Annotated in this window: 19 protein-coding genes; 11 read left to right on the top strand and 8 right to left on the bottom strand. The window is 65.1% G+C overall.

Translation table 11 applies throughout. The annotated features are described in order from the left end of the window. Nucleotides 1-93: 93 nt before the first annotated feature. The 5 genes from FJ417_RS17765 to FJ417_RS17745 all read left to right on the top strand — a co-directional run bounded on the left by FJ417_RS17765 (nucleotide 94) and on the right by FJ417_RS17745 (nucleotide 5693). Complete coding sequence (locus FJ417_RS17765) at nucleotides 94-1347, top strand: sarcosine oxidase subunit beta (protein WP_140784383.1); 1254 nt, start codon at nucleotides 94-96, stop codon at nucleotides 1345-1347. A gap of 72 nt (nucleotides 1348-1419) precedes the next feature. Beyond that, on the top strand, nucleotides 1420-1716 hold the full coding sequence (locus FJ417_RS17760) for a sarcosine oxidase subunit delta (RefSeq protein WP_140651419.1): 297 nt from the start codon (nucleotides 1420-1422) through the stop codon (nucleotides 1714-1716). Further along, complete coding sequence (locus FJ417_RS17755; protein WP_140784382.1) at nucleotides 1713-4706, top strand: sarcosine oxidase subunit alpha; 2994 nt, start codon at nucleotides 1713-1715, stop codon at nucleotides 4704-4706. The genes FJ417_RS17760 and FJ417_RS17755 overlap by 4 nt, the downstream gene beginning before the upstream one ends. Next, a complete protein-coding gene (locus tag FJ417_RS17750; RefSeq protein ID WP_140784381.1) occupies nucleotides 4699-5283 on the top strand; it encodes a sarcosine oxidase subunit gamma in 585 nt (194 codons plus the stop codon). Before FJ417_RS17755 ends, FJ417_RS17750 begins: the two co-directional genes overlap by 8 nt. 185 nt (nucleotides 5284-5468) lie before the next feature. Continuing rightward, on the top strand, nucleotides 5469-5693 hold the full coding sequence (locus FJ417_RS17745) for a hypothetical protein (protein WP_140784380.1): 225 nt from the start codon (nucleotides 5469-5471) through the stop codon (nucleotides 5691-5693). Between the two features lie 101 nt (nucleotides 5694-5794). Here FJ417_RS17745 and FJ417_RS17740 read toward each other — a convergent pair whose 3' ends face one another. The 6 genes from FJ417_RS17740 to FJ417_RS17715 form a co-directional block, all read right to left on the bottom strand. After that, nucleotides 5795-6025, bottom strand: coding sequence for a DUF680 domain-containing protein (locus FJ417_RS17740; protein WP_140642390.1), 231 nt, complete (start codon nucleotides 6023-6025; stop codon nucleotides 5795-5797). 167 nt (nucleotides 6026-6192) lie between these two features. Continuing rightward, the gene (locus FJ417_RS17735) at nucleotides 6193-6837 is read right to left on the bottom strand and encodes a TetR/AcrR family transcriptional regulator (protein WP_140706834.1); all 645 of its coding nucleotides are present in this window, start codon (nucleotides 6835-6837) and stop codon (nucleotides 6193-6195) included. A gap of 140 nt (nucleotides 6838-6977) precedes the next feature. Then, nucleotides 6978-7754: an SDR family oxidoreductase gene (locus tag FJ417_RS17730; RefSeq protein ID WP_140784379.1), complete on the bottom strand. Its 777-nt coding sequence runs from the start codon at nucleotides 7752-7754 to the stop codon at nucleotides 6978-6980. A gap of 18 nt (nucleotides 7755-7772) precedes the next feature. Beyond that, complete coding sequence (locus FJ417_RS17725; RefSeq protein ID WP_140784378.1) at nucleotides 7773-8810, bottom strand: phosphotransferase family protein; 1038 nt, start codon at nucleotides 8808-8810, stop codon at nucleotides 7773-7775. Next, a complete protein-coding gene (locus FJ417_RS17720; RefSeq protein ID WP_281405924.1) occupies nucleotides 8807-9292 on the bottom strand; it encodes a MaoC family dehydratase in 486 nt (161 codons plus the stop codon). Before FJ417_RS17720 ends, FJ417_RS17725 begins: the two co-directional genes overlap by 4 nt. 46 nt (nucleotides 9293-9338) lie before the next feature. Further along, nucleotides 9339-10154, bottom strand: a complete 816-nt coding sequence (locus tag FJ417_RS17715; RefSeq protein WP_140784376.1) for an SDR family oxidoreductase — start codon at nucleotides 10152-10154, stop codon at nucleotides 9339-9341. A gap of 120 nt (nucleotides 10155-10274) precedes the next feature. Here FJ417_RS17715 and FJ417_RS17710 point away from each other — a divergent pair, with 120 nt between their 5' ends. The 6 genes from FJ417_RS17710 to FJ417_RS17685 all read left to right on the top strand — a co-directional run bounded on the left by FJ417_RS17710 (nucleotide 10275) and on the right by FJ417_RS17685 (nucleotide 16138). Further along, on the top strand, nucleotides 10275-11516 hold the full coding sequence (locus FJ417_RS17710) for an acyl-CoA dehydrogenase family protein (RefSeq protein ID WP_140784375.1): 1242 nt from the start codon (nucleotides 10275-10277) through the stop codon (nucleotides 11514-11516). A 5-nt stretch (nucleotides 11517-11521) separates the two neighbouring features. Continuing rightward, the gene (locus FJ417_RS17705; protein WP_140784374.1) at nucleotides 11522-12559 is read left to right on the top strand and encodes a zinc-binding dehydrogenase; all 1038 of its coding nucleotides are present in this window, start codon (nucleotides 11522-11524) and stop codon (nucleotides 12557-12559) included. Between the two features lie 229 nt (nucleotides 12560-12788). Continuing rightward, entirely contained in the window at nucleotides 12789-13955 is a 1167-nt protein-coding gene (locus tag FJ417_RS17700) for a glycosyltransferase 87 family protein (protein ID WP_140784373.1), read from the top strand. Further along, entirely contained in the window at nucleotides 13948-14916 is a 969-nt protein-coding gene (locus FJ417_RS17695) for a glycosyltransferase family 2 protein (RefSeq protein ID WP_140784372.1), read from the top strand. Before FJ417_RS17700 ends, FJ417_RS17695 begins: the two co-directional genes overlap by 8 nt. Then, the gene (locus FJ417_RS17690; RefSeq protein ID WP_140784371.1) at nucleotides 14913-15734 is read left to right on the top strand and encodes a ChbG/HpnK family deacetylase; all 822 of its coding nucleotides are present in this window, start codon (nucleotides 14913-14915) and stop codon (nucleotides 15732-15734) included. The genes FJ417_RS17695 and FJ417_RS17690 overlap by 4 nt, the downstream gene beginning before the upstream one ends. Then, on the top strand, nucleotides 15731-16138 hold the full coding sequence (locus FJ417_RS17685; protein WP_140784370.1) for a GtrA family protein: 408 nt from the start codon (nucleotides 15731-15733) through the stop codon (nucleotides 16136-16138). Before FJ417_RS17690 ends, FJ417_RS17685 begins: the two co-directional genes overlap by 4 nt. Nucleotide 16139: 1 nt before the next feature. Here the strand turns inward: FJ417_RS17685 and FJ417_RS17680 are convergent, their stop codons facing one another. Together FJ417_RS17680 and FJ417_RS17675 are read right to left on the bottom strand one after the other, a co-directional pair. Then, the gene (locus tag FJ417_RS17680) at nucleotides 16140-19271 is read right to left on the bottom strand and encodes an efflux RND transporter permease subunit (protein WP_140784369.1); all 3132 of its coding nucleotides are present in this window, start codon (nucleotides 19269-19271) and stop codon (nucleotides 16140-16142) included. Then, nucleotides 19268-20422 carry an efflux RND transporter periplasmic adaptor subunit gene (locus FJ417_RS17675; RefSeq protein ID WP_140784368.1) on the bottom strand — a complete coding sequence of 385 codons (1155 nt, stop codon included), beginning with the start codon at nucleotides 20420-20422 and terminating at the stop codon, nucleotides 19268-19270. Before FJ417_RS17675 ends, FJ417_RS17680 begins: the two co-directional genes overlap by 4 nt. Between the last annotated feature and the right edge of the window lie 154 nt (nucleotides 20423-20576).

Below are 20576 nucleotides of genomic sequence, written 5' to 3'. Positions count from 1 at the left end.
GACAGCGCGGTTTCGCTAGTGATACACCTCGCGCGCCGAGGCGGGGATGCCCGGCCGCAAATCCGCGAAAGCTACTGGCGCGAGGCCTGAAACGTGAAGAAATACTCGGTATTCGCCATTGCCCGCGAGGCCATGCGCGGTCACAAGGGCTGGGAAGAGCAGTGGACGTCGCCCGAGCCGAAGAAGGAATACGACGTCATCATCGTCGGTGCCGGCGGACACGGCCTGGCGACGGCCTATTATCTGGCGAGCGAGCACGGCATCACCAATATCGCGGTGCTGGAAAAGGGCTGGCTCGGCGGCGGCAACACCGGCCGCAACACCACCATCATCCGCTCCAACTACCTCTATGACGAAAGCGCCGGCATCTACGACCATGCGCTGAAGCTGTGGGATGGGCTGAGCCAGGAGCTCAACTACAACGTCATGTATTCGGCGCGTGGCGTGATGATGCTGGCGCACAACGTCCACGACGTCCAGGTCTTCAAGCGCCACATCCATGCCAACCGCCTCAACGGCATCGACAATGAATGGCTGACGCCGGAAGAGGCGAAGGAATTCTGTCCGCCGCTCAACATCTCCAAGGAGGCACGCTATCCAGTGATGGGCGCCGCGTTGCAGCGGCGCGGCGGCACGGCGCGCCACGACGCGGTCGCCTGGGGCTATGCGCGCGGCGCCTCGGCGCGCGGCGTGCACATCATCCAGAACTGCGAGGTCACCGGCATCAAGCGCGCGGCCAATGGCGCGGTCAGCGGCGTGGAGACGACGCGCGGCTTCATCGGCGCCAAGAAGGTCGGCGTGGTCGCGGCCGGTCATTCCTCCGTTATCATGAATATGGCCGGCGTGCGCATGCCGCTCGAAAGCTATCCGCTGCAGGCGCTGGTGTCGGAGCCGATCAAGCCGGTCGTGCCCTGCGTGGTGATGTCGAACACCGTGCACGCCTATATCTCGCAGTCGGACAAGGGCGAGCTGGTGATCGGCGCCGGCACCGACCAGTATGTCTCCTATTCGCAGACCGGCGGCCTGCACATATTGCAGCATACGCTCGACGCCATCTGCGAGATGTTCCCGATCTTTACCCGCATGAAGATGCTGCGCTCTTGGGGCGGCATCGTCGACGTGACGCCCGACCGCTCGCCGATCCTGGCCAAGACGCCGGTGCAGGGCCTCTATGTCAATTGCGGCTGGGGCACCGGCGGCTTCAAGGCGACGCCCGGCTCGGGCAACGTCTTCGCGCACACGATCGCCAAGGACGAGCCGCATCCGATCAACGCGCCCTTCACGCTCGAGCGTTTCCGCACGGGCCGCCTCATCGACGAGGCCGCCGCGGCCGCGGTGGCGCACTGATGATGGCTCAGCCGCTTTGCTTTCACTCGGCCGGTGCGCGCGCCGGTCACGGCAAGTTTTAGGATTACCCAGATGCTTCTCATCCGCTGCCCCTATTGCGAGGAAGAGCGCCCGGAACTCGAGTTCCGCAATGCCGGCGAGGCGCATGTCGTGCGCTCAGCCAACATTGCCGGCGAGAGCGACGACGATTTCGAGAAATTCTTCTTCATCCGCGCCAATCCGAAGGGCGTCATCTATGAGCGCTGGCGGCACATCCATGGCTGCGCGCGCTTCTTCAACGCCGTTCGCGACACCGTCACCGACAAGTTCGTCATGACCTACAAGGCCGGCGAACCGAAGCCGGCGAAACTGCCTGGAGCCGCGAAATGAGCGCCGCATTCCGTATCTCCGGCGCCGGTCGCCTCAGCCAGGCGAAGACCGCATCGTTCAGCTTCGACGGCCAGGCCTATTCCGGCATCGAGGGCGATACGCTGGCCTCGGCGCTGCTTGCCAACGGCGTGCATCTGGTCGGGCGCTCGTTCAAATATCACCGGCCGCGTGGCTTCCTCTCGGCCGGCGCGGAAGAGCCCAACGCGCTGGTGCAGATCGTGCGCGACGACGCGCGCAAGACGCCCAATGTGCGGGCGACCGTGCAGGAGCTCTATGACGGGCTGACGGCCAATTCGCAGAACCGCTGGCCATCGCTCGCTTTCGACGTCGGCGCGGTCAACGACATCGCCTCGCCGATGTTTTCGGCCGGCTTCTACTACAAGACCTTCATGTGGCCGAAGTGGGCGTGGAAGGATCTCTACGAGCCGAAGATCCGCGCTGCCGCCGGCCTCGGCATTTCGCCGGAGAAGCCGGATCCGGACCACTATGCCGCCCGCTACGCGCATTGCGAGGTGCTGGTGCTGGGCGGCGGCGCCGCCGGCATTGCAGCCGCCCTTGCCGCCGCCGAAACGGGCGTGCGGGTAATCCTCGCCGACGAGCAGGCCGAATTCGGCGGCAGCCTGCGCTTCGAGAGCGGCGCCAGGATCGACGGCCAGAACGGCCTTGCCTGGGCTCAAAGCGCGATCGCCAGGCTCAAGGCGATGGACAATGTGCGCGTGCTGTCGCGCACGACTGCTTTTGGGTACTACGCGCAGAACTTCGTCGGCCTGGTCGAGCGGGTCAGCGACCATCTCAAGAGCCCTGGACGCGAGCTGGCGCGCGAGCGCCTGTGGCAGGTCCGCGCCAAGCGCGTCGTCATCGCCACCGGCGCCATCGAGCGCCACATGGTGTTCGCCAACAACGACCGTCCGGGCGTCATGCTGGCGGCGGCCGCGCGCACTTACCTCAACCATTATGGCGTCGCGGTCGGTAGGAATGTCGGCGTCTATACGGCCAACGATTCCGTTTACGCCGCCGCGATCGACCTCAAGAAGGCCGGCATCAACATCGCGGCGATCGTCGACCTGCGCGACAACCCGGCCGGACCGGTGATCGACGAGGCGAGGGCGCTCGGCATCGAGATCAATTTCGGCCGCGCGGTGGTCAGCGCCGGCGGCAAATTGCGCGTGTCCTCGATGACCGTGCAGCCGAAGAATGGTGGCGGCGAGCGGACCATCCCGGTTGACGCGATCCTGATGTCGGCCGGCTGGACGCCGTCGGTGCATCTGTTCTCGCAATCGCGCGGCAAGGTCGCCTTCAACGACGAGACCAAGCGCTTCGTGCCCGGCACCTATGCGCAGGACTGTGTCTCGGTCGGTGCCTGCAACGGCACGGACGGGCTGGACGCGACGGTCGACGAGGCCTATGCGGCCGGCGCCAAGGCGGCAAAGGACGCCGGCGGCAGCGCCAGGAAGAGCGCCAAGCCGAAGGTCGATGCCGGCGAGAGCTGGTCGCGCGGCATGCTGGGCGCCGGGCCCGGCGCCGGATCGGGCACAACGGTCAAGGCCTTCGTCGATTTCCAGAACGACGTAACCGCCAAGGACATCCGCCAGGCGGTGCATGAAGGCATGCACTCGATCGAGCACGTCAAGCGCTTCACCACCAACGGCATGGCGACCGACCAGGGCAAGACGTCGAACATGCATGGCCTGGCGATCGCCGCCGAGGAACTCGGCAAGCCGATCCCGCAGGTCGGCCTCACCACCTTCCGCGCGCCCTATACGCCGGTGACGTTCGGCTCGATCGTCGGCCACGCGCGCGGCGCGCTGTTCGACCCGACCCGCCGCACGGCAACGCATGGCTGGGCCGCGTCGCAAGGTGCTGTGTTCGAGGATGTCGGCCACTGGAAGCGCGCCTGGTATTTCCCCAAGGCCGGCGAGGACATGCACGCCGCCGTCGACCGCGAATGCGTGACGGTGCGAAAAGTGGGCGGCCTGTTCGACGCCTCGACGCTCGGCAAGATCGAGGTGGTCGGGCCCGATGCGGCGAAGTTCATGGAACTGCTCTACACCAACCCGTGGGAGAAGCTGGAAACCGGCCGCTGCCGCTACGGCATCATGCTGCGCGAAGACGGCTTCATCTATGATGACGGCGTCGTCGGCAGGCTGGCGCCCGACCGCTTTCATGTGACGACGACGACTGGCGGCGCGCCGCGCGTGATGAACCACATGGAGGATTACCTCCAGACCGAGTTCCCGCATCTCAATGTCTGGCTGACCTCGATCACCGAACAGTGGGCGGTCATAGCCGTCCAAGGGCCGAAGTCGCGTGACATCATCGCGCCGCTGGTTGAAGGCATCGACATGTCGGACGAGGCGATGCCGCATATGTCGGTGCGCGAGGGCAAGATCTGCGGCGTGCCCACGAGGCTGTTCCGCATGTCCTTCACCGGCGAGCGCGGCTTCGAGGTTAACGTGCCGGCCGATTACGGCGAGGCGGTCTGGGAAGCGCTGTGGGCCGAAGGCCAGAAACATGGCGCGACTGCTTACGGCACCGAAGCGATGCACGTGCTGCGCGCCGAGAAGGGCTATATCATCGTCGGCCAGGACACGGACGGCACGGTGACGCCGAACGATGCCGGGCTCGACTGGGCGGTCGGCAAGAAGAAGACCGATTTCGTCGGCATTCGCGGCCTGACCCGGCCGGACCTCGTGGCCAAGGGCCGCAAGCAACTCGTGGGCCTGAAGACCAAGGATCCGAAGGTCGTGCTGGAAGAGGGCGCGCAGATCGTCGCCGACCCGAAGCAGCCGATCCCGATGAAGATGATCGGCCACGTCACCTCCAGCTATTGGTCGGAGAATTGCGGCCGCTCGATCGCCCTGGCGCTGGTCGCCGGCGGTCGCGACCGCATGGGGCAGACGCTCTACGTGCCGATGCCGAACGGCACGATCGAGGTGGAAGTCACCGGCATGGTGTTCGTCGACGAGAAGGGAGAACGCCTCAATGGCTAAAGCCGCCGCCAAGACAAAAGCCGCTGCTGCCGCGCCTTCCGTCGAGCGCCGGCCGGCACTCGCCGGCCGCACGGTCTCGGCACTGGGCGTAAAAGTGGAGATGCTGCCGCCGGCCGAACGCATCTCGCTGCGCGCGCCGCAGGCTTCGGTCGCAGCACTTTCCAAGGCGCTCGGCGTGACGCTGCCGGCCAAGCCGAAGACCTCGGCGACCAAGGACGGACGCATGGCGCTGTGGCTCGGGCCGGACGAATGGCTGATTGTCGACGAGGCGGGCAACGATCCGCTCGCCGACTGCGCCAAGGTGACGGCGCTGCATTCGGCGGTCGGCATCTCGCACCGCAATGTCGCAATCTCGGTCACCGGGCCAGCGGCCTCGATGACGGTCAATTCGGGCTGTCCGCAGGACCTGTCGCTCGAGGCTTTCCCGGTGGGTGCTGCCTCGCGCACCATTCTCGGCAAATCCGAGATCGTGCTGTTGCGCACCGCGGCCGACGCGTTCCGTGTGGAGTGCTGGCGTTCCTTCGCGGACTATGTCTTTACTCTGCTGTCGGAAGCGGCGAGCGACGCTGCGAACTGATCTTTGCGCCACGCTATCCGAAGGGATGCGGCGTGGCAGGAACCATCGCCGATCCAGTCCGTTCTTGCGGCAAGAGCGGCTGGGTGTTTTATGATGCCCACCGCTCTAAATGTTTGCTCTGCCGCAGTTCCGGACGGAAAACCGCTGCGCACTTTTCCTGGAACTGCTTAGCGAGGGAGAAGCCGATGCCATCCAAACCCGCGCCGAAAACGCCCAAGAAGACTTCGGCCGTCCGCTCGCTCGAGCGTGAGAAGCATCGCCAGGTCGAGGACGAGGAACTCGAGGAAGGCCTCGAGGACACATTCCCAGCCAGCGATCCGGTGTCGATCACCAGCACCACCATTCCCGGCGCTCCCGCCAAAACCGGCAAGGCCAAGACGGTACCCGGGAGCAAGCCGCGCAAGAAATAGGTGCTGTCGCCGACCGTCAGTTGGCGCCATACAGGTGGATACGAAACGGGCGGCCGGATGCCACCCGTTTCGATGTTGAGATCTTAAAAGCCGGCCGGCACTTAGAGGCCGGGCACGAACCACGGGCTGACATCGATGCCGAGCCGCGGGCTCTTCGTCGTCTTGTTGGCGTCCGCCTTTTCGACCGAACCGGTCGACGTGCAGTCGAGTTTCACGCTGGCGTTGGTCTGAGCGCAAGCCGCGGGGGCATGCTTGGCCGGCTGGCTCGCGCCAGCGAAAGCAGCACCCGAGAAAGCCAGCACGGTGGCGAGCGCAAGGAGGGTCTTCTTCATTTTCCGTCTCCAGTCAATCTCGTCGTACACGTACGATACGGCGTACAAATACGGTTAATAGAGTCGGAATTCAAGGAGGAATCTGTACGTGTACGACAAATTTTTTTGAACACAGGAATTCGCCCCCGCAAATCAGGCGAAGCGATGCGAGCCGACGATCAAAGAGATCAGCAGTTGACGGGCGTTGCGGTCAGCGGCGGAATATCCTGCGCCTGCAACCCCACAAGCGTGAAATCGCACATGCGCTTCACATAGGCCTGGGCGTCGCCGAACGGATAAAAGGGAAAGGTGATCAAGAGCGAAATCGTGCCGTGGCCCACGGTCCACAGCATGGTCGCGATGGCGCGCGGGTCGCCCTTAAGTCTGCCGGCGGCAACGCAGGCCTCGACGCGTTTGATCAGCACCTTCATGGCCGGATTGCCCTCTTCCATGTCCTCGTAGCTGCGTCCTTCGGGCAGCTTGGTCTTCTCGGTCATGAAGACGGTGCGGTATTCGTTGGGATTGCCGAGCCCGAAAGCCGCGTACTCGGTCATCACCGCCTTGAGCGCCTCGATCGGGTCGTCGGCGGGGTGCTCCTCGATGCGACGAGCGAGCGTCTCGAAGGCGTCTTCGGCCAGCGCGAACAGGATGTCCTGCTTGTCGGCGAAATAGGAATAGACCGACATCGGCGCGTAGCCGACGCGCTTGGCGAGCTTGCGGATGGTGAGGCCCTCGTAACCCTCTTCCTGCACCAGCTTGTGAGCCGCCGCGACCAGTTCGGAGCGAAGCTCCGCCTTCTGTTTTTCGCGGCGTTTCTGAACGCTCAGCGTCAATGTCCGCTGCCTTTGTCGTTGGTTGCCTGACGAAATTATATACGCTGTACGGAAACGGACAAGAGAGCGTTCCGGTTCCGCAACGTCCGTTCAAGCTCTTCGGTTAACGCGATTGCGGACGCAAGCCGTTCCCGGCATGCTCAAATGGCGCCAATGCCGCCGTCGAGCGCCAGCGCGTGACCGGTCATGAAGGAGTTGGCAGGGTCGGCAAGGAACAGGACGCCGGTAGTGATCTCGTCGATCTCGCCGACACGCTTCATCGGCACGCCGCGCGTGAGTTCGGCAAGCGCTTCGGCTTCGGGCGCTCCGCTGAAACGCACGAAGCCGTCGACCATCGCCGTGCGGGTGTGGGCCGGGCAGACGGCGTTGATGCGTATCCCTTTGCTGGCATATTCCACGGCGGCAGAGCGCGTCAGCCCGACGACGCCATGCTTGGCGGCGGCATAGACCGAAAGTTTCGGCGCGCCCGATAGACCGGCGACCGAGGCGATGTTGACGATGACGCCGCCCTTGCCGCTTTCCCTGAACTGCCGTTCCAACTGAGGAATCTGGTGCTTCATGGCATAGAAGACGCCGAGCAGGTCGACCTCGACCACGCGGCGCGCCTCTTCCGAGGTCACCTGCGGCAAGCGCACGAAGTTGTGTACGATGCCGGCATTGTTGACGGCGATGTCGAGCCGGCCGAATTTCTCGACGGCCAGTTGCACCAGATCCTCCGAGAGCTTTTCGTCGGCGATGTTGCCGGCAAGGTGAGCGGTCTCGGCGTCGAGCGTCGCCGCAAAATCGCCGAGCGCCGCCTCGTCGAGATCGGAGAGCACGAGCCGCGCGCCTTCCGCCGCGAAAGCCTTTGCCGCGCCGCTGCCGAGGCCGCCCGTCGCGCCGGTGACCAGCACCGTCATCCCATCGAAACGGCCCATCGCTCAGCTTTCCTTTCTTCAGTTCTTCCCGCCGCTCAGCTCCGCCGCGAGTATCGCGATCAGCTTAACCGCTTGCCCATAGGTCTTTGCCTTTTCCGGATTGGAGGCATTGCCATCCAGTGCGCGGCGATAGACGCCCTGGCAGATCGCCGCCAGCCGGAAGAAGGAGAAGGCGAGGAAGAAGGTCCAGTTGTCGATCTTCCCGATGCCGCGCCGTTTGCAATAGGCTGCGACATAGGCCTCCTCGGACGGCAGGCCGGCAGCGGCGCGGTCGACGCCGCCAAGGCCGCGAAAGCCGGAGGCATGCGGCAGGCGCCATTGCATGCATTGATAGGCGAGGTCGGCGAAGGGGTGGCCGAGCGTCGACAGCTCCCAGTCGAGCAGCGCGATGACTTTCGGCGCATCGAGCGCGAACATCATGTTGTCCAGCCGGTAGTCGCCATGGACAAGCGAAACGCGGCCGTCATTGGCCGGTATATGGGTTTCGAGCCACGCAATCAGCCTGTCGATATCGGCTACGGTTTCGGTTTCGGAGGCCCGGTATTGGCCGGTCCAGCGCGCGAGCTGGCGCTCGAAATAGCTGCCGGGCTTGCCGAAATCGCCAAGGCCGACGGCGCCGACATCGACATCGTGCAGGGCGGCAAGCGTCGCGTTCATCGCGTCGTAGATCGCGGCGCGCTCGTCATTGCCGGAAAAGTCCGGCAATGACGGATCCCAGAAGATGCGGCCGTTGAGATATTCCATGACATAGAACATGCGGCCGATCGGGGAGGTTTCGCCCGACAGGTGCAGCATGCGCGGCACCGGCACAGCCGTGCCGGCAAGCGCCTGCATGACCCGGAATTCGCGGTCGACCTGATGCGCGGATTTCAGCAATTGTCCCGACGGCTTGGCGCGCAGCACATAGCGGCCGCTGGCGGCGGTCAAAAGATAGGTCGGATTGGATTGTCCGGATTTGAATTTTTCAATCGCGGACAGGCCGGTAAAACCCGGGATATGCGCCTCGAGATAGGGCGCAAGCGCCGCCTGGTCTATGGCGCCGGCCTCGCCGCTCATGCGTTTTCGGGCTGGCGCTCGATCAGCGTCAAGGTCAGCCAACGCGCCGTCAGCGCCGGCTTCTTCGAGCCTTCGATCTCGATGGTCACATCATGCGCCGTCTGCACCCAGCCGGACGGCCGCACCTTGACGTCCGCCAGCACGAAGCGGGTGCGGATGCGCGAGCCCGTCTTCACCGGCGCCAGGAAACGCAGCGTGTCGAAGCCGTGGTTGACGCCCATCTTGGTGTTTTCCAGCGGCGGCATCGTCTCGAAGGTCATTGCCGACAGAAGCGACAGCGACAGGAAACCATGAGCGATGGTGCCGCCGAAGGGCGTTTCGCGCTCGGCGCGCTGCGGATCGCAATGGATGAACTGGTGGTCGTCGGTCGCATCGGCGAACTGGTCGATCATGCGCTGCGTCACCATTCGCCAGGGCGAGACGCCGACCTCCTTGCCGACGCTTGCCACAAGCGTATCGAGACTGATCGGTTCCACGCTGATGTCCTCCGCACCCCCGCCCGGATTACGATTCCTCGAACCGGGCACCTTATTCCTTGAACAAAGTCATTCCATGCTGCACCGACTGGCCGCCGTCGATCGGCAGGATGGCGCCGGTGACATAGCTGCCGGCCCGGCTGCACAAATAAAGCGTTGCGCCGGCAATGTCATCCGCCACGCCGATGCGGCCGAGCGGAACATGGTTACCAACATGTTTCGCCTGCTCCTCGGTCGCGGTGGCAAACGCCGTCATACGGCTCTGGAAAGGACCAGGCGCAAAGGCGTTGACGGTGATGCGGCGGGCCGCGAACTCGATCGCCAGCGTGCGCGTCAAATGATGCACCGCCGCTTTCGATGCCGCGTAGGAATAGGCGTCGTCGGCCAGCGGCTGGGTGCCCATCACCGAGCCGAGATTGACGACGCGGGCAGGATCCTCGTCGCTCGCGGCGGCATCGAGCAACGGCAAGAGCTCCCGTGTCAGGTGAAAGACGGCGGTGACGTTGACACCGAACACCTTGGCCCAGGCGTGGTAAGGGAAATCCTGCAGCGGCGCGCCCCAGGAAATGCCGGCATTGTTGACCAGGATGTGCAGGCGCTCCGCGCGCGCCTTGACCTCGGCGACCAGAGCGGCGATGCCCGCTTCGCTGGACACGTCGCCGGCAAAGCCCTCGGCATGGCCGGAGCCGCCGAGCGCGTTCAATTCGTTGGCGACTTTGGCGCAATCCCCGCCCTTGCGCGAGACGATCATCACATGAGCGCCGGCGCGTACCAGTCCGGTCGCCACCATGCGGCCGATGCCGGTCGCAGCACCCGTCACCAGCGCGGTCTTGCCGGCGACCGAGAACAGCTTGTCCAGATAGCTCATCGTGTTTCTCCGCATCCGGCCAGGCCGGGGACTCGCCCAAGGACTCGCGTTGACAAGGCTAGCCGAAGTACGGTCATCCTTGCCACGGGTAAAGATTTATCTTCGGAAAGGCCGGAAGCGATGACGGATATGAATCTCGGCATGACCGAGCGGCTGAAGCCAATCCACCAGCGCGTGGCGGCGATGGTGCGCGACGAGATAGCGCCGCTCGGCGAAGAATTTCTCGCCGAGATCGGCAAGGGCGGCGACCGCTGGTCCTATACGGCCAGGCAGACGGAAATCCTCGAAGGCTTGAAGAAGGCGGCGCGCGAACGCGGCCTGTGGAACTTCTGGCTGACCGATTCCAAGCGCGGCTATGGCCTTTCCACTGTCGAATACGCCTATCTGGCGGAGGAGATGGGCAAGGCGCATCTCGGCGCCGAGACCTTCAACTGCTCGGCGCCCGACACCGGCAACATGGAAGTGCTGGAGCGTTACGGCTCGCAAGGGCACAAGCGGGACTGGCTGGAGCCGCTGCTCGAGGGCAAGATTCGTTCGGCCTATCTGATGACCGAGCCTGACGTCGCCTCTTCGGATGCGACCAACATTTCGATGCGCTGCGAGCGGCAGGGCGACGACTATGTGCTGAACGGCGAGAAATGGTGGGCTTCCGGCGCGGGCGACCCGCGCTGCGCCATCTATATCGTCATGGTCAGGACCGGATCGGACGAAGAGCCGCAGCATCGCCGGCATTCGATGATCCTGGTGCCTTCCGACAGCAAGGGCATCACTAGGCTGCGGCCCATGCAGGTCTATGGCGACGACGACGCCCCGCACGGCCATATGCATCTGAGATTCGAGAATGTGCGGGTGCCGGCGGCGAACCTGATCCTCGGCGAGGGCAGGGGTTTCGAGATCGCGCAGGGGCGGCTGGGGCCTGGCCGCATCCATCACTGCATGCGCGCCATCGGCCAGGCCGAGATGGCGCTGGAGATGCTGTGCCAGCGCTCGGTGCGGCGCGAAGCCTTCGGTCAGTCGCTGGCCAAGCTCGGCGCGAATTTCGACATCATCGCCGAATGCCGGATGGAGATCGAGATGGCGCGGCTGCTCTGCCTCAAGGCCGCCTGGATGATCGACCAGGGCGACGCGCGCGCCGCCGCGCCCTGGATCAGCCAGATCAAGGTGGTGGCGCCGCGCGTCGCGCTGAAAGTCACGGACGAGGCGGTGCAGATGTTCGGCGCGCAAGGCATCAGCCAGGATACCCCGCTCGCCCGCTCCTGGACGCATCTGAGGACGCTGCGGCTGGCCGACGGACCGGACGCGGTGCACCGGCGGCAAGTGGCGCGCACGGAACTGAAGAAATACACGCAGGAAAAGGTCTGACGGCCATGACGCTTCCATCGCAAATGCGGGGCTTGCTGCTTGTCGGCGACGGTTACACCAGGACGCCTTCGCCGGCTGCGCTCGAAGCGATGGAGCCTTACCTCCAGCCCGGCCGCATAGCTGTGCCGGTGCCAGGGCCGACACAGGCGCTGATCAAGGTCAGCCTCGCCTCGATCAACCCGTCCGACATCGCCTTCATCAAGGGCCAGTACGGCCAGCCGCGGGTCAAGGGCCGTCCGGCGGGTTTCGAGGGCGTCGGCATTGTCGTCGCCACGGGCGATGATCCCTATGCAAGGAGCCTTGCAGGGAAACGCGTCGCCTTCGCCACCGGCGTGTCGAACTGGGGGGCGTGGGCGGATTATGCGGTTGCCGAGGCCGCGTCCTGCATTCCGCTTCTCGACACGGTGCGCGACGAGGACGGCGCCGCGATGATCGTCAATCCGCTGACGGCCTTGGCCATGTTCGACATCGTCAGAGAGGAGGGCGAAAAATCCTTCGTCATGACCGCGGGCGCCAGCCAGCTCAGCAAGCTGATCATCGGGCTGGCGAAGGAGGAAGGTTTCCGCCCGATCGTCACCGTGCGTCGCGACGAGCAGATTCCGCAGCTGGCGGAGCTCGGCGCCGCCCATGTGCTCAACGAGAAAGCGGCGGATTTCGAGGCGGCGTTGCGCGAGGCGATGAAGGCCGAGCAGCCGCGCATCTTCCTCGACGCGGTCACCGGCCCGCTGGCTTCGACCATCTTCAATGCCATGCCGAAACGCGCGCGCTGGATCGTCTATGGAAGGCTCGACGCCGAGCCGACGGTGATCCGCGAGCCCGGCCAACTGATCTTCCAGCATAAGCGCGTCGAAGGTTTCTGGCTGGCCGAATGGATGCGCCAGTTCCGCGACAGGCTGGGCCCGGCGGTTCTGGAAGCGCAGAAGCGCTTTTCCGATGGACGCTGGTCGACCGACGTCGCGGCAGTGGTGCCGCTGGACGAGGCGATGGCGCGGCTGCCGGCCGAGCTCGCCAAGCCCAACGGAAAGGTGTTCATCAAACCGTAAGCTCCCCCGGACGCCGCTCGCAGCTGTTCAGACCACGGCCGACGCCTTGAACACAAATCTGTGATCGACAAGGTGGCGGCGGAAAAACGCCGCTGTTGCGCCGTCCTTTGCCCCCGCGCCGGTAACAGTCACGCTCGTATGTTCTATTTCATTTCGATGTGATATCTCGCCGGCGCTGAAGGCCAGGCGGCGATGGGAACGCCATCCTGGTCGGAACGCGGGGTGCGCTATGACGGTAACCAAGCCGGTTTTCGACCGTTTGGGGTTTTGGCTGTGGGTCGGGTCGTTTCTGATTGTGCTTGGCCTGGCGCTATGGTCGCCGGATACGCGTTCGGTGGTCTATATCTACAGACATGGCAGCGAAGCTTTCTTGGGCCGTGAACCGCTGTATCACGTCCAGGCCGCGATGGGGTATCTCTACGCGCCCGCCTTCGCCGCCCTTTACGTTCCCCTGGTGAAGCTCGGGCCGCATCTGGGCAGCGTTTTGTGGCACGTGCTGGGCTTCGGCGCGCTGACTTTCGCCGCAATGCGTCAGGTGCGCAAGATCGACGGCCAGGAGCAGACATGGCTGCTGTCCTTCGGCCTGTTCCTTGCCTTGCCGATGGCGCTGGCGGCACTTCGCAACGGCCAGGCGACGATCCTGCTCACCGGAGCGTGCTGGTTTCTCACGCTCTCGGCGCTCGAGGGGCGCCGGGCTGAAAGCTTCTTCTGGGCCATGCTTGCGGTCATAGCCAAGCCCACGGCGATCATCATGCTGCTTCTGGTGGGAGCGCTGCGTCCCCGGCTGATACCGGTGCTGGTGCTGGCGGTCCTTCTCGTGCTCGCCATCCCCTATGGTTTTGCGCCCGCGGACTACATCAACGCCCAGTACCACGATTTCTTCCGCATGCTGACGTCGATGACGGTCGACCCAACCGGTCCCTTCACTCCGGCCGACTTCACAGCGCCTTTCACGCGGTTTGGGATGCCGCTGTCCGAAGCCGAGGCGACGATCGTGCGCGTGGTCGTGGGGTTGCTTGCGCTTTGGGCGGTGCTCCAGTTGGACCGCAGGCTGGACTCCAACATCGGCGGACTGGCCATCTTCCTCATTGCGGCGTTCTACATGTGCGTCTTCAATCCGCGGGTCGAGCAGAACACCTATGCCATGGTGGCGGTGCCAGCCGGCCTTTCCATCGCCCTGGTGTGGCGGAAGAAGGAAAACGCGGCCATGCGCTGGTTGCCGGCGATACTCCTCTTCGTTACCGGACTGACCAGTGTCGATCTCCGGCTGCACGATCTTTTCCACTTGTGGCTGTGGCCAATCAGCACCAGCATAGTCGCCTGCATGCTTGTCGCCTGGTTCTGGGGGCGAGGCGGGGACAAAGTGCCGACCCCCGGAGCCGTCGCGCATGGCTGAGATGCTCGACGTCATCGCGCCGTTCTTCAACGAGGCCGAATCCGCGATCGCCTTCGTTGGGTTGCTCGACAGGCTGGAAGCGGCCGTGGCGGAGCGCTTCGGCATGACCGTCCGCAAGATACTCGTCGACGACGGCAGCCGCGACGGCAGCGCCGAGACATTCGCCGCGGCGTTGTCGGGCTCGTGGGAAATCGTGCGGCTCAGCCGCAATTTCGGCAAGGAAGCGGCGGTGCTCGCCGGCCTTGATCATTCCCGCGGCGACATGGTCCTGATCATGGACTCCGACCTCCAGCATTCCATGGATATCAGCCTGAGGATGATCGGCGAGCTGGTCGAGAATCCCGAAATCGATGTCGTCTACGCCCAGAACGACCGGCGCGAGGGGAGCTGGCGGCGCAGCCAGCTGGCGCGGCTCTTCTACAGGCTGATCAACAGCAGCCAGCGCTTCGATATTCCCGAGAATGCCGGAGACTTCCGTGTCATGCGCGGTGCGGTGGCACGTGCCTTGACCAGCGTGCGCGACAAGCGGCGTTTCAACAAGGGCCTGTTCGCCTGGGCCGGCTTCCGCCAGAAGGCGGTGCTTTACTCGCCGGAAAACCGCTCCAGCGGCACGTCGAAATGGACCAGGTTCAACCTGATCGCGTTCTCGCTTGAAGGGTTCACCTCGTTTTCCGTGATCCCGCTGCGCGTCATCAGCCTCATCGGATTGCTCGCGGCATTCGCAGGTCTCGCCTATGGCGTGAAGGTGCTCTTCGAGGTGCTGTTCTACGGCATCGCCGTGCCAGGCTACCCCAGCATCATGGTCGCCGTCGTGCTTTTTGGAGGTCTCAACCTGGCGCTGCTCGGCCTGATCGGCGAGTATGTCTGGGTGACGCTCAGCGAAAGCAAGGACCGGCCCGTCTACATCGTGCGCGACGTGTTGCATGGCAATGCCGCCGAGCAGGTTGCTTCCGAGAGATGACCAGGTCGATCCGCCTGATCGCCGACGACTACGGGCTGGCGCCGGGGGTATCGGGTGCGATCCTCGACCTCATCGAGCGCGGCCGCCTGACCGGGACCAGTTGCATGACCGGCTTTCCCGAATGGGAAGAAGCGGCGGCGCGCATCAGGCCGTTCCGTCAACGCGCGGCCGTCGGGCTGCACCTGACCCTGACCGATCAGATAGCCGTGACCGGATCGTCCAGCCTGGCGCCGGACGACAAGTTGCCCAGGCTTGCCTCTCTTGCGCTGCCGGTGCGGCGCGAGCGCATCGACGAGCGGGACGTTCATGCCGAGCTCGACGCCCAGTACGACCGCTTCACCGAAGCGCTGGCTGGCCCGCCCGACCACATCGACGGACACCAGCATGTGCATTTTCTTCCGGTGGTGCGGAATTGGCTGCTCGCGCGGTTTGGGGGGAGCGCACACAAGCCGGCGCTGCGCGGCGCGCCCGGGTTTCCGGGCTTGGATGCAGCGGCGGCCAAGATAGCGGCGATCGCGGCTCTGGCCGCCGGCTTCAACAGGTCGATGCAGCGGGCGGGCTTCAGCCTCATGACGCCGCTCTGCGGCATCTATGACTGGCGGCAGCCGCAAAAATTCGCTCCGACGCTGCGCGTCGCGATCGACACCTTGCCCGAACAAGGGGTGTTCATGTGCCATCCGGGTCAAGTCGATGACATTTTACGGGCGCGAGACCCGATGCAGGGCGCGCGTGAGGTCGAGTTCACGGTTCTGAGTTCTGAGGATTTCGGCGCCAGCCTCGAACGGGCCGGAATGCGCGTCATGGACGGCAAAACATGAGCGCCGGCCAGCCGCAGCGTTCGACCGGCAACAAGATCGTTCGTTTCGCCTTGGTCGGGCTGGTCAACAGCGGCATCGACCTCGCCGCATTCTTCCTGCTGCTCAAGCTCGCGATACCGGCTCTGGCCGCCAATATCGGCGCCTGGTTCGTCGCGGTCCTTTTCTCCTTCGCGGCGAACGGCTTCTGGTCGTTCGAGCGCGACCCGGGCATCCGGCTCCGCCAGTCCTTCCTGCGCTTCGTCTCGCTGGGCGCGTTGATTTCGCTTGGCGTTTCCAGCCTGTCGATCGCCGCCCTCGCGGGGGCCATCGGCGTGTGGCCGGCCAAGATCATCGGTGTCGTGGTGGCCGCTGTGCTGAACTTCTTGGCGGCACGCTGGTCGATCGAGGGTCGGCTGTTGAGATAGTCTACTCGGCCGGCTCCGCGTCGACATACACGGCTTCCTCGAGCTCGCGCTTCAGCCTCGCTTCCTCATGCGCCTTGGGTGTGACGAAGCGGCCAAGCAGCAAGTAGGCGACAGGGGTGAGGAACAGGGTCGAGACAGTGGCGAGCCCAAGGCCGCCGACGATGACCCAGCCGAGCGCCACGCGCGCCTCGGCGCCGGCGCCGGCGGCGAGCACCAGCGGCACGCCGCCGAGCACGGTGCAGATCATGGTCATCATCACCGGGCGCAGCCGGATGGTCGAAGCTTGTTCGATCGCCTCGCGCACGCCGAGCCCGCGGTCGCGCAGCTGATTGGCGAACTCGACGATCAGGATGCCGTTCTTGGCCATGACGCCGACCAGAAGCACCAGTCCGATCTGGCTGTAGGCATTGAGGCTGGTGCCCGACAGGAGCAGCGCGAAAATGGCGCAGGCGAGCCCGAGCGGCACCGTCGCCATGATGATGAGGGCGCTGACGAAGCTCTCGAACTGGGCCGCCAGCACCAGAAGGATGATGACCAGCGCGAAGCTGAAGACGGCGATCATGGCGTTGTTGCTCTCGCCGAGCGTGGCGGCTTCGGCGAGCGGTAGGATGCGCGCGCCGGGCGGCAGCAGCGGCGTCGCGATCTCCTCGGCTCGGGTCAGCGCCTCGCCGAGCGCGAAGCCGCTGCCGAGATTGGCGGTGATCGCGACCGAGGGCTGCTGCTGCTCGCGCGTCAGCGACGGCGGCACGGCGCGCTCGGTCAGCGTGGCGATGGTCGACATCGGCACGAAACGGCCATCGGACGTCTTCAGGAAGATGTTTTCCAGGTCGGTCGGGTCGTTGATCGGGTTGGTGGTCGAGACCAGCTTCACGCCATAGCTGCGGTCGGCGATGTAGACGTCGACGACATCGTTGCCGTCGAGCATGGCCTGCAGTGTGTCGGCCAGACCGGTGATGTCGATGCCGAGATCGGAGGCGCGTTCGCGATCGATGGCCACGGCAAGCTGCGGCTGCGTCGGGTCGACGGAGAGGCGCGGCGTCTGGAAGCGCGGGTCCTGACGCATCTCGTCGACGATCTTCACCGCCGCCTCGCTCAGCGCCTTGCGGTCGTTGCCGACCAGCGCGAATTGCAGGCCGTTGCCGGCGCCGCGAATGCCGAGGCTGTTCGGCTGCACCGGAAAGACGCGCACGCTCGGCACCTGCCTGGTCAGGCGGCTGATGTCGGCCATGATCTCCTGCTGGCTGCGGCTGCGCTCGTCCCAGGGCGCCAGCGTCATCACCATGAAGCCCGAATTGTAGGAGCCGTTGTTGCCGGCGTTTTCGAAGGTTGAGCGGATCTCGCCGGAATCGCGCAGCGGCTGGATCAGCCGCTCGATCTTGCGCATCTGCTCGGTCGTGTAGTCGAGGCTGACGCCTTGCGGCGCGCTGATGCGCAACAGCACCACGGCACGGTCTTCCGTCGGCGTCAGTTCCTGGCGGATGGTGCCGAACAGCGTGAAGGCGGTGCCGGCGAAAATGAGCGCGACCAGGACAACGATCCAGGGTGCGTCGAGGCAAAGACGCAGGCAATGCTTGTAGAGCCCGTGCAAGGCGCCGCCGATGCGCGCGCCGATGCCGGTACCGCCTTCATGGTGAAGCGATGCGCTGGTCAGCATGCGCGAGGCAAGCATGGGGCAGAGCGTCAGCGCGACCACGCAGGAGAGCAGCACCGACATCGCCAGCACGAAACCGAATTCGCGGAACAGGCCGCCGGTCTGCCCCGGCAGGAAGGAGATCGGCACGAAGACCGCGACCAGCGTCAGCGTTGTGGCGACGACGGCGAAGAACACTTCCTGCGTGCCAAGCACCGCCGCCGCGCGGGGCCCCATGCCTTCGTTGCGGCGGCGCACGATGTTTTCGAGCACGACGATGGCGTCGTCGACGACAAGGCCGGTCGCCAGCACCAGCGCCAGCAGCGTCAGGATGTTGACGGAGAAGCCGGCGAGATAGATCGCGGCGATGGTGCCGATCATGGCGACCGGCATCGCCAGGCCGGGGATCAGCGTGGCGCGCCAGTCGAGCAGGAAAGCGTAGATGACGACGAGCACGATCGAGACCGACAGCGCCAGCGCGATCTCGACTTCGTGCACGGCGCCATTGACGAAGACGGCGTCGTCGCTGGTCACCTTGATGGACATCCTGGCGGGCAACGTCTCTTGCAGCTTCGCGACGGCGGCCCTCACGCCGGTCGAGATGTCGAGCGTGTTCGATTCCGCCTGGCGTATGATGCCGAGGCCGATACCGGTCTTGCCGTCGGAGCGCAGCGAGGTCTGGCCGACATCGGGCCCGAGCGTCACGGTGGCGACGTCGCGGATACGGGTCGCGCCGCCGATGACGATGTTCTCGAACTCCTCCGGCGTGGTCACGTCGGCGGTCGTGCGAACGATGAGGTCCTGATTGGTCGTGGTGATCGAGCCGGCCGGGGAATCGAAGGCGACCGAGGCAAGAGCCTTTCGAAGGTCGGCGACGGTGAAGCCCAGGCTCGCCAGCTTGTTCTGGTCGACGTCGATGCGGAAGATCTTGTCGCGGTCGCCGGAGACCTGGACGTCGGCGACACCCGGCACCGCGGCGAGCTCGTCCTCGATGCGGTCCTGCACGAACACCGTCATGTCCTGCACCGACATGGTGTCGGAGGTGACGGCCAGCCGCATCACCGGGTCCGAATTCGCGTCGGCCTTGACGATGCGCGGCGCGTCGGCAGTCTCGGGCAACTGATTGGTGATCCGGCTGACGGAATCGCGCACGTCGGAGGCCGCGACGTTGAGGTCGACGCCGTCGTTGAATTCGATGGTGACGCGGCTTTGGCCGAAGGAGGAGGTGGACGAGATCGACTTGACGCCGGAAACGCGCGCGACGGCGCCTTCGATCGCGTCGGTCAACTCACGGTCGACGGTTTCGGCGGCCGCGCCCTCGAAAGTGGTGTTGACGGTGATGACGGGGCGGTCAACATCCGGCAATTCGCGGATCTCGACGCCCCAGAAGGCAGCAAGCCCGGCCACCGCGATCAGCGTGTTGAGCACGAAGGCCATGACCGGCCTGCGGATGAAAAGCGCCGTCAGGCCAGATCCCGCGGCGGCGTCGCCGGCGCCGCTCATGAGCCCTCGGTCCCGGCGGCGCGATCCTCGCCGGCGATGCGGACATCGCCGCCTTCGCTGACGCTCTGCGTGCCTTCGGTCACCACCATGTCGCCGCTCACGACCGAAGCATCGATCAGCACGGTCTCGGTGTTGCGCTGGATGATGCGCACCGGAACGCGCTTGGCCTTGCCGTTGTCGACGGCCCAGATATAGGCGCCGTCGGTCCCCCACTGGATGGCGAGCGGGCTGACTGCCGGATAGGTATCGCCGGGGAAGCGCATGCCGATCTGGAAGGACATGCCGGCGCGCAGCGAATCGGCTGGGTTGGCGATCGTCGCTTTCACGAGCAGCGTGCGGCTGTTCTCGTCGATATGGTTATCGATGGCCGAGACGGTGCCGGTATAGACCTGGTTGGGGTTGGCCAGAGGCGTGGCCGACAGCTGGGCGCCAACCTTGACCGCGGCGGCGAAGCGTTCCGGCACCCAGAAATCGACCAGGATGCTGGAGCGGTCGTCGAGCGTGGCGATCGCCGATTGATTGGTGACATAGTTGCCGGCGGCGATCGGCAGGATGCCGACGGTGCCTTCGATCGGCGCCACGATCGAGCGGCGCTCGAGCGCGAGCTCGGCATCGCGCAGCGCCAGCCTGGCGTTGGCGAGCGTCACCTGGGCGTCGGCGACGGCAACAGGCGTGGCCGCATTGGACGCCCTGAGCGATTTTACCCGGTCGAGCTTGGACTGCGCATCCTCGATCGCCACCTGGGCGCGGTCGCGCGCGATCACTTCCGTCTCGGAATCGAGCCTGGCGATGACATCGCCCTTTTCGACATGCGTGCCGGACTGGACCAGCAGTTCGGTGAGGCGCCCGGACGAGTATGGATTGACGGTGACGGTCGCGTTGGCACGGCCGGTGCCGATCGCCTGCAGCCTGTCGTTGATGGTGGCGGTGCCGGCTGGCGAAGCGACGATGGTGACGATCTGACCGGCGCGGTTGCGTCCGGACTGGCCGGTGCCGGCGGCGCTTTCCGTCGCGGGAGGTGTCGCGGCGATGGCCCAGTCCATTCCCCAACGCGCCAGCATCTGAGGCGCGCCGGGATAAAAGCGTGCCCAGGCGGCCACGGCGGCGACCAGAATCACAAACGCTGCAACAATCTGTTTCCAGCTCGACATCGACACTCCAGCGGCAGGGCTCGTCTGCCGGATTCCAGCGGAAGCAGGCACTTCGACGATACGGGCTGGGGGCGAAAACCGGCCACGCCACACCCCGATATCAGCGGTTTATGGCAATTATCACACAATCGTGCACATTAAATCTCGGTAACGT

Source organism: Mesorhizobium sp. B3-1-7 (assembly GCF_006439385.1).
In the GTDB taxonomy this organism is placed as follows: Bacteria; Pseudomonadota; Alphaproteobacteria; order Rhizobiales; family Rhizobiaceae; genus Mesorhizobium.
This window is presented reverse-complemented; position numbering and strand designations above follow the sequence as displayed.